This is a genomic window from Microbacterium marinilacus (assembly GCF_019753765.1).
Classification (GTDB): Bacteria; Actinomycetota; Actinomycetes; order Actinomycetales; family Microbacteriaceae; genus Microbacterium; species Microbacterium marinilacus.
Genome location: NZ_JAIJZW010000011.1, coordinates 56,983 through 65,068, shown reverse-complemented (window position 1 = coordinate 65,068; position 8,086 = coordinate 56,983). Strand labels below are relative to the sequence as shown.

Sequence of the window (8,086 nt, the reverse complement as noted above, 5' to 3'; positions counted from 1 at the left end):
ACCCGGGGGCGGCGCTCGGCGCGCACGCCGCGGGCCCCGGCGCGGCGCCGGTGCTCGCCGCCCGCGCGACCGATGCCGCTGGCGGCGCCGGTCACCAGAGCGGTGCGCCCCGCCAGCAGGCCTGCGTAGCCGATCACGGCTCAGCTCCTCATCGCGACGGTCAGGGCGCCGTCGACGACGATCGCCTGCCCGCTGACGTAGGCGGCGTCCGCGGAGAGGAGGAACGCGACCACGCTCGCCACCTCTTCGGGGCGTCCGACCCTCCCCCAGGGGATGTACTCGCCGGCTGCCCGCAGCCCGTCGGGCCCGAGGGAGTTGACCTCGTCGAGCGACTGCGGCGACTCGATCAGGCCGGGGATGATCGAGTTCGCGCGGATGCCGCGCGGCCCGAGCTCGACGGCGAGGCTGCGGACGAGACCCAGCACGCCCGCCTTCGCGGCCGCGTAGTGCGCGTGCTCCTCCCAGCCGTAGACGCCGCCCGCGATGGACGACACCGCCACGATCGAGCCGCCCACACCGAGGTGCGGCACGGCGGCGCGGGCGAGACGCATCACGCCGTGCAGGTCGACCTGCAGCATGGCGTCCCACGCCTCGTCGGTCATCTCCGCGAACGCGGCGCGGCGCAGGATGCCGGCGTTCGCGACGATGTGGTCGATCCGCCCGTAGGCCGACAGCGCCGCCTGCGCGAACGCGTCGGTCGACGCCGTGCTCGACACGTCCAGGTCGGCGACGATCGCCTCCCCGCCGGCCTGGCGCACCAGCGCAAGGGTCTCCTCGGGGTCGTGCGGGTCGGCGGCGTAGTGCCCGATGACGACCCGGTGCCCGTCGGCGGCCAGCCGCGCGGCGCTGGCGCGGCCGATGCCCGACGCGCCGCCCGAGATCAGGGTGACCGCGCCGGCGCTCATGCGGGCACCTCGGCGGGCGCCGGGATCTCGGCCGGCTCGCCGCGGTCGGGCACCACGTGCTTGGCGAACATCATCACCAGGCCGGAGACGAACGTGCCCGCCGCCCCGACCACGAGCGCCGCCAGCGAGAACGGCACGGCGGCCGAGACGAGTCCGGTCAGGATGAAGCCGCCGATCACGGCACCCGGCTGGCTCATCGCCCCGATGAACGTCGAGCCGGTCGCACGGCAGTCGGCGTCGAAGCACTCGGCCTGGTAGAACATGATCGCCGCGTACGGGCCGAGCAGGAAGAACAGCCCCAGCATGTAGGTCACGAGGACGAACCCCGTGTCGCTCGGCCCCAGCAGCATCAGGGCGAACATGACGCCGCCGAGCAGCCAGCCGCCCACGATGACGTTCTTGCGGCCGAGGCGGTCGCCGAGCCAGCCGTGCGTCAGGTAGCCGGCGGCGCCGACGAGGTTCGACACCACGATCATCAGCAGCGCGTTGGACGCGTCGATGCCCTTGCCGGTCTCGAGCACGGTCGTGCCGAGCACCGAGAAGGTCTGGATGCCGAACCAGTTGAACAGCCAGGCGAGCGACAGCACGATCGTGTTGCGCAGGTGCTTCTTCTCGAAGATGCGGCGGAAGGGCGCGCCCTTGTGGGCCGTGAGGCCGACGGCGCGGGCGAACTCCTCCGCCTCGGCCGCCTGGCCGTCGGCGCGCAGCTTGCGGATGTGCCGCATGGCGACGAACTGGGGGCTCTCCTTGAGGACGAGGCAGACGAGCGCCACGACGACGGCCGGGATGGTGGCGAGCAGGAAGGCGATGCGCCAGTTCTCGGCCCCGAAGACCGCGGTGACGATCGCGACGAAGCCGGCGGCGAGCAGCGCGCCGATCGGCCACCCGGTCTGCACCATCGAGTAGACGAAACCCTGGTTCCGCTTGATCTTGGTGTCCTCGGTGAGGGCGTAGAGCTCGTTGAGGTAGGTCGCGTTCACCGACTGCTCGGCGAGTCCGAGGCCCGAGATCGAGCGGACGCCGACGAGGGAGACGGCGCCCTGGCTGAGGGCGGTCGCCGCGGAGGAGGCCGCGGTGCCGCCGACGGAGATCACCATGCCCTTTCGGCGGCCGAGCCGGTCGACGAGGGGGCCGACGAGCATCACGACCACGAAGGTGCCGATGCTGACGAGCGTGGACACGAGCAGCGCGAAGCTGGTGTCCCAGCCGAAGCCCTCCTCGATCCGCGGCAGCAGTGTGCCGAAGAGGATGAAGTCGTAGACCGCGATGGTCCATGCGAAGAACGCGATGCCGGTGGCGCGCCGGGTCTCTTTGACACCGACCCTGCGCAGCGTGGGGGTCGCCATGATCAGTCTTCTTTCTGGGGTGAGTGGGGTGAGGGGTGGGGACGGGCGCGCCGACGGGGATCGGCGCGGGTGGGGCGTCTGCGGGCGCCGGTCAGGCGCGGGGCGAGCGCACGAGGAAGTCGCCGGCGATCTCGTCGAACGTCGCCCAGCGCACGCCCTCGTGGGCGTTGATGTGCTCGATGAGCCGTTCGAGCATCAGCAGCACCTGCGGGCGTCCCGAGACGTCCGGGTGGATCGTGAACGTGACCACGCCGTAGTCCTGCTCGCGGTAGACCCAGTCGAACTGGTCCTTCCACATCTGCTCGATGTCGCGCGGGTTGACGAAGCCGTGGCTGTTCGGGCTCGACTTGATGAACATCATCGGGGGGAGGTCGTCGAGGTACCAGCTCGCGGGGATCTCGACGAGGTCGGTCTCGCGGCCGCGCACGAGGGGCTTCATCCAGGTGCTCGCGGGACGGCCGTAGTCGATCTTGTCCCAGGTGTCGCCGACGCGGACGTAGTACGGCTCGAAGTCGCGGTGCATCAGCGAGTGGTCGTACGTGATGCCCTGCTCGATCAGCAGCTCGTTCGTCACCGGCGAGAACTCCCACCACGGGGCGACGTACCCGGTGGGGCGCCGTCCCGACCGCTTCTCGATGAGGTCGATGCAGTAGGTCAGGATCTCGGTCTCCTGCTCGCGGGTCATCGCGATCGGGTTCTCGTGGCTGTAGCCGTGGACGCCGATCTCGTGCCCCGCGGCGACGACCTGGTCGAACTGCTCCGGGAACGTCTCGATCGAGTGGCCCGGCCAGAACCAGGTGCTCGGCAGGTCGTACTTCGCCAGCAGCCGGTTGAGGCGGGGCACGCCCACCTCGCCCGCGAAGACGCCGCGCGAGATGTCCCCGGGCGAGTCCTCGCCGCCGTAGGACCCGAGCCAGCCGCCGACGGCATCGACGTCGATGCCGAATGCCACGAAGATCTCTTTTGCCATCATGGTGCCTTTCTGTGGGTGGATTCGTACGGTCAGAGGGTGCTGACGAGAGCGCGGAGCCGCTCCGCCGCCTCGGGGGCGGGGTGGGCCGAGAGCAGCATCGCCAGGAGCACCCGGGCCTGCGTGGCGGGCAACGGGCCGAGGGGCACGGCACCCGCCTCGACGGCGTCCACGGCTCCGCCGCCGCCGTAGACGGGCTGCACCGGTCCCGCCCCGGTGCGGGTGCCGAGTGCGACGACGACGCCGCCCGCCGTGGCGCGCGCGATCGCGTCGGTCATCTCCCGGCCCGGATTGCCCGAGCCTCCGCCGAGCACGACCACGCCCGCGGCGCCCTGCGCGATCGCGGCGTCGATCAGCCCGCCGTCGGCACCGGGATACGCAAGGACGATGTCAACGCGCATCCCGTCGAACGCGGGACCGGGCTGTGCCACGCGGATGCCCGCAGCGGGGCTGAGGTGGAACGCGGGGCCGTCGTCGGCCATGCGGCCGAGGGGGCCGCCGAGGGTGTTCGAGAAGGGACGCGGTGCGATCGTGTGGGTCTTGCGGATGCCGAGCGCGGCGTGGATCTCGCCGGAGAACGAGACCAGCACACCCCGCGACCGGCTCTCCTCCGCCCCCGCGACGCGGATCGCGTCGGCGAGGTTGGCGGGCCCGTCGCTGTCCCGCCGGTCGGCGGCTCGCTGGGCTCCGGTCAGGACGACCGGCCGCGGGTCGGCGTGCACCGCCGCCAGGTACGCCGCCGTCTCCTCGAGGGTGTCGGTGCCGTGCGTGACGACGACGCCGAGCGCATCGGGCTCGGCGAGGGCCGCCCGCACCGCGTCTCCGATCGAGCGGAGGTGGCCGAGCGTGAGGTTGAAGGAGTTCACGCTGAGCACGTCGACGGTGCGGACCTCCGGCGAGCCGTCGGCAGCGCCCTCGAGCTGGGCGATCAGGGTCGCGCTGCCGTCTGTCGCGCGCGCGCCGCCCCCGGCCTGATCGCGCGAGGCGATCGTCCCGCCGGTGCCGAGCAGTACGACGTGCGACATCTCGCTCCTTCCGCCGCCGCCTCGTCGCGGCGGCTCTCCTGGGTCCACCTTGGCGACGTCAACCGATTTCCGCAAACGTTTGACGTGAACGATTATGTAAATTCCGTGTTGCGAGGATTTGCGGCAATATTGCGTCAACAGCTCCCACCGAACGGACGTCGATGCCCCACCTCCCCCCGCGCCGCCCCATCACGCAGCGCGCGATCGCCCAGCTCGCCGGCGTCTCGATCACGACGGTCTCGCGAGTGCTCGCCGCCGACGCCGACCAGGCCTCCCGCTGGGCCTCCCCCGCGAAGGTCGAGGAGATCCTGCGCATCGCGGCCGCGCACGGCTACCGGCGCAACCCGCATGCGGCGAGCCTGCGGACGGCCCGGTCGAACACCGTCGCGATGATCGTGCCGCGCCTGCAGGACTTCGTGCTCGCGACCATCTACGAGGGAGTGGACGAGGCCGCGGCCGAGCGCGGGTTCTCGACGTTCGTCACCAACTCGCTGGACCGCGTCGACCAGCAGCGCACCCGCACGCAGGAGATGCTCGACCGCCGGGTCGACGGGCTGATCTTCGGCGACGCGCACCTGAACGACCCCTTCCTCGACGAGCTGGCGGAACAGGGGGTGCGGTTCGTGCTGACCTCGCGGCGCAAGCCGCCGCATGTTTCCGTCACGTGCGACGACTACCTCGGCGGGCGCCTGGTCGCCGAGCACCTCCTCGAGATCGGCCGCGTCGACGTCGCCGTGCTCGCCGGCCTCGAGTTCGCCTCCACGGCGATGGACCGCACCCAGGGCCTGCTCGACCGGTTCGCCGAGGCCGGGGTCGACGTGCCGCCGGAGCGGATCGTCTACCGGGGCTTCGACGCGCCCGCCGGCGCGGAGGCGATGCGGGAGATCCTGGCCGCGGGTGCGCGCCCCGACGCCGTGTTCGCGACCAACGACTTCGCCGCGATCGGCTGCCTCGGCGCGTTGCGCGAGCACGGCCTGAGCGTGCCCGACGACGTGGCGCTCGTCGGCTACAACGACACGCCGCTCGCGGCGTCGGTCAGCATCCCGCTCACGACGATCCGGTCCCCCATGCATGAGATGGGGCGCCGGGCCCTCGTCGCGCTGGCCGACCTGATCGCCGGGGGCGAGCCCGCATCGCAGCTGCTGCCGCCCGAGCTGGTGGTGCGCGCGTCGACGATCTGACGCCGCCCGCCGCGCACCACGACCCGGGACCTCGCGCTCAGGCGGCGAGCACCACCGCTCGCCGCTCGACCGCGAGGCTCGTCATCACGATCCCCACCCCCAGCACCGCCAGCACGATGCCGAGCCACGCCGGCGCCACGTAGCCCCAGCCGAGCGCGATCACCGCGCCCCCGAGCGCGGCGCCGAGGCTGTTGCCCACGTTCATGCCCGAGTGGTTGAGCGCCGCCGCGATCGTGGGACGGTCGCCCGAGACGTCCATGAGCCGCGTCTGAACCGCGGGGCCGGCGAGCGCGCTGATCGCGCCGAAGAGGAACATGGCGCCCACGAGCGTCACGGGGTTCGCCGCCGCGACGCCGACGACCGCCGACCCGATCGCGAGCAGCACGAAGGCGACGACCAGCGCGCGCGGCAGGTTCCGGTCCGCGACGACGCCGCCGACCAGGTTGCCGACGGTCATGCCGAGCCCGGTCGAGACCAGCACGATCGGCACCGTCCACTCCGGGGCGCCGGCGACCTCGGTCATCAGCGGCGAGATGTAGCTGTAGATGGCGAAGAACGATCCGAAGCCGATCGCGCCGATGCCGAGCGTCAGCCACACCTGCCCGAGTCGGAACACGCCCAGCTCGTGGCGCAGCGACCTCGACCCGTCCCCCGGAGACGCGGGCACCACGAGCGCGATCATCACCGCGGCGAGCGCGAACAGCCCCACCACGACGCCGTAGGCGACGCGCCAGCCGGCGAGCTGGCCGAGCCAGGTGCCCACGGGCACGCCGACCACGTTCGCCACCGTGAGACCGCTCATCACGATCGACACGCCCTGCGCACGCTTTCCCGGTCCGAGCAGGTCGGCGGCCACGATCGCCGCGATGCCGAAGTACGCGCCGTGCGGGAGCCCCGCGATGAGGCGGGCCACCGCGACCGTCTCGAACGTCGGCGCGAGCACCGTCAGCAGGTTGCCGAGGAGCAGCCCGGACGCGAGCACGATCAGCACGCGATGCCGGGCGAACCGCGCCGCGTACCCCGCGATGAGCGGGGCGCCGATCACGACGCCGAGGGCATAGACGCTGATCAGCAGGCCGGCCTGGGCGATCGCGCCCTCCTGCCCGGTCGTCCACGCATCGGACAGCAGGTCACGGGCGATGCCCGGGAGCAGGCCCATCGAGACGAACTCGGTCATGCCGATGCCGAAGGAACCGAGGGCGAGGGAGAGGAGCGCCCACATCGCCGCCCCCCTCGACGGGGTCGAGGAGGTCATGGATGACAGCCTACGGCCGCCGCGCGCCGGTCGACGCCGGGTGGCCCGCAGAGCGGCACGGGACGGGGTCCCTGGGGCGGCTGTGCCCCGCCCCAGGGACGGATGAGGCGGCTCAGACGGCGGGGACCGCCGCGCGTGCCGCCGCGTACGCGTCGAGCAGTCGCTCGGTGTCGGCGAGCTGGTCGTACCACTCCACCCGGACGATGTCGATGCGGTCGTCTGCCGTCTGCAGCCCGGCGAGATAGGCCTGCACGTCCGCGGTGCCGCCCGGTGCCGCCTCGTGCAGAGCGAGCAGACGCAGGGCGAGCCTCGCCTGCATCCCGTACACGGGGATCTGCGGGCCCCGGGGCGCCGTCAGCCCGATGTAGTAGAGCTTCTCCAGCCCCTGCGGCACCAGGCCACCCGCGTAGCGCAGCGGGACCCCGTCGCGTCGCGGGACGAGCGCGTCGTCCAGGAAGGGCAGCGACGCATGGAAGCCCGTCGCCCACAGGATGGTGCCGTAGTCGCGGGACGTGCCGTCGGCGAAGCGGACGGTGCGTCCCTCGATCCGGTCGATGCCGGGCACGACGTGGATGCGACCGTGCTGCAGCCAGTACAGCAGCAGGCTGTTGACGACGGCCCGCCCCTCGGCGAGCGTCTTCTCGGCCGGAGCCGGCAGCCCGTAGACCTCCGGGTCGCCGAGCGAGACCCGCGAGAGCATGCGGGCGATGAAGTCCTGCTCCTCCGGCGAGAACTGCTCCATCCAGGGGAGCTGCTGCCGCGGGACGCCGAAGTACGACTTGGGCTGGAAGAACACGCCGTGCCGCACCACGACGTCGACCTCGTGCCGGTGCTGCGCGGCGTCCACCGCGAGATCGCATCCCGAGTTGCCGGCGCCCACGACGAGCACGCGCCCCTCCCCCAGGTCGTCCGTGTTGCGGTACGCGCTCGAGTGCAGCTGAGTGCCGCTGAAGCCCTGCGACACGGCAGGCACCTTCGCGTCCCAGAGGTGGCCGTTGGCGACGAACACGCCGTCGTAGTCCCTCGCCTCGCCGTCGCTCAGCGTGACCCGCCACCCGCCCGCGCCCGGGGTGCCGTCGGTCGGCAGCGGCACGACGGACGCGACCCGGGCGCCGAACCGGATGGCCTCGTAGAGCCCCCGTTCGCGGGCGAACGACTCGATGTAGTCGCGCACCTCGTCTCGGCGCGGGAAGTGCGGGTACTCGGCCGGCATCGGGAAGCCCTCGAACACGGTCTGGTCGCGGGCGGTGATGAGATGCAGCGCCTCGTAGTCGGTGTGCCAGTGCCCGCCGACGCGATCGGTCTGCTCGAAGCAGTCGGCCTCGTAGCCGGCGCGACGCAGCTGATCGAGCGTCGACAGGCCGGCCGCGCCGGCTCCGATCACGCAATACCTGGTCATGGATG

At 72.2% G+C, this 8,086-nt stretch carries 7 protein-coding genes; 1 reads left to right on the top strand and 6 read right to left on the bottom strand.

Annotated elements, in window-relative coordinates:
• Positions 1–140: 140 nt before the first annotated feature.
• From K5S26_RS15710 to K5S26_RS15695, 4 genes are all read right to left on the bottom strand, one after another.
• Entirely contained in the window at positions 141–905 is a 765-nt protein-coding gene (locus K5S26_RS15710) for an SDR family NAD(P)-dependent oxidoreductase (RefSeq protein WP_221859909.1), read from the bottom strand.
• On the bottom strand, positions 902–2,251 hold the full coding sequence (locus K5S26_RS15705; RefSeq protein WP_221859908.1) for an MFS transporter: 1,350 nt from the start codon (positions 2,249–2,251) through the stop codon (positions 902–904). Before K5S26_RS15705 ends, K5S26_RS15710 begins: the two co-directional genes overlap by 4 nt.
• A gap of 91 nt (positions 2,252–2,342) precedes the next feature.
• A complete protein-coding gene (locus K5S26_RS15700) occupies positions 2,343–3,221 on the bottom strand; it encodes a polysaccharide deacetylase family protein (protein WP_221860025.1) in 879 nt (292 codons plus the stop codon).
• A gap of 32 nt (positions 3,222–3,253) precedes the next feature.
• Entirely contained in the window at positions 3,254–4,246 is a 993-nt protein-coding gene (locus tag K5S26_RS15695) for an asparaginase (protein WP_221859906.1), read from the bottom strand.
• Between the two features lie 161 nt (positions 4,247–4,407).
• Between K5S26_RS15695 and K5S26_RS15690 the strand changes: the two genes are divergently transcribed.
• Positions 4,408–5,427, top strand: coding sequence for a LacI family DNA-binding transcriptional regulator (locus K5S26_RS15690; RefSeq protein WP_221859904.1), 1,020 nt, complete (start codon positions 4,408–4,410; stop codon positions 5,425–5,427).
• 37 nt (positions 5,428–5,464) lie between these two features.
• Here K5S26_RS15690 and K5S26_RS15685 read toward each other — a convergent pair whose 3' ends face one another.
• Together K5S26_RS15685 and K5S26_RS15680 are read right to left on the bottom strand one after the other, a co-directional pair.
• Positions 5,465–6,682, bottom strand: coding sequence for an MFS transporter (locus tag K5S26_RS15685; RefSeq protein ID WP_246604111.1), 1,218 nt, complete (start codon positions 6,680–6,682; stop codon positions 5,465–5,467).
• Positions 6,683–6,794: 112 nt separating this feature from the next.
• Complete coding sequence (locus K5S26_RS15680; RefSeq protein WP_221859902.1) at positions 6,795–8,081, bottom strand: flavin-containing monooxygenase; 1,287 nt, start codon at positions 8,079–8,081, stop codon at positions 6,795–6,797.
• Between the last annotated feature and the right edge of the window lie 5 nt (positions 8,082–8,086).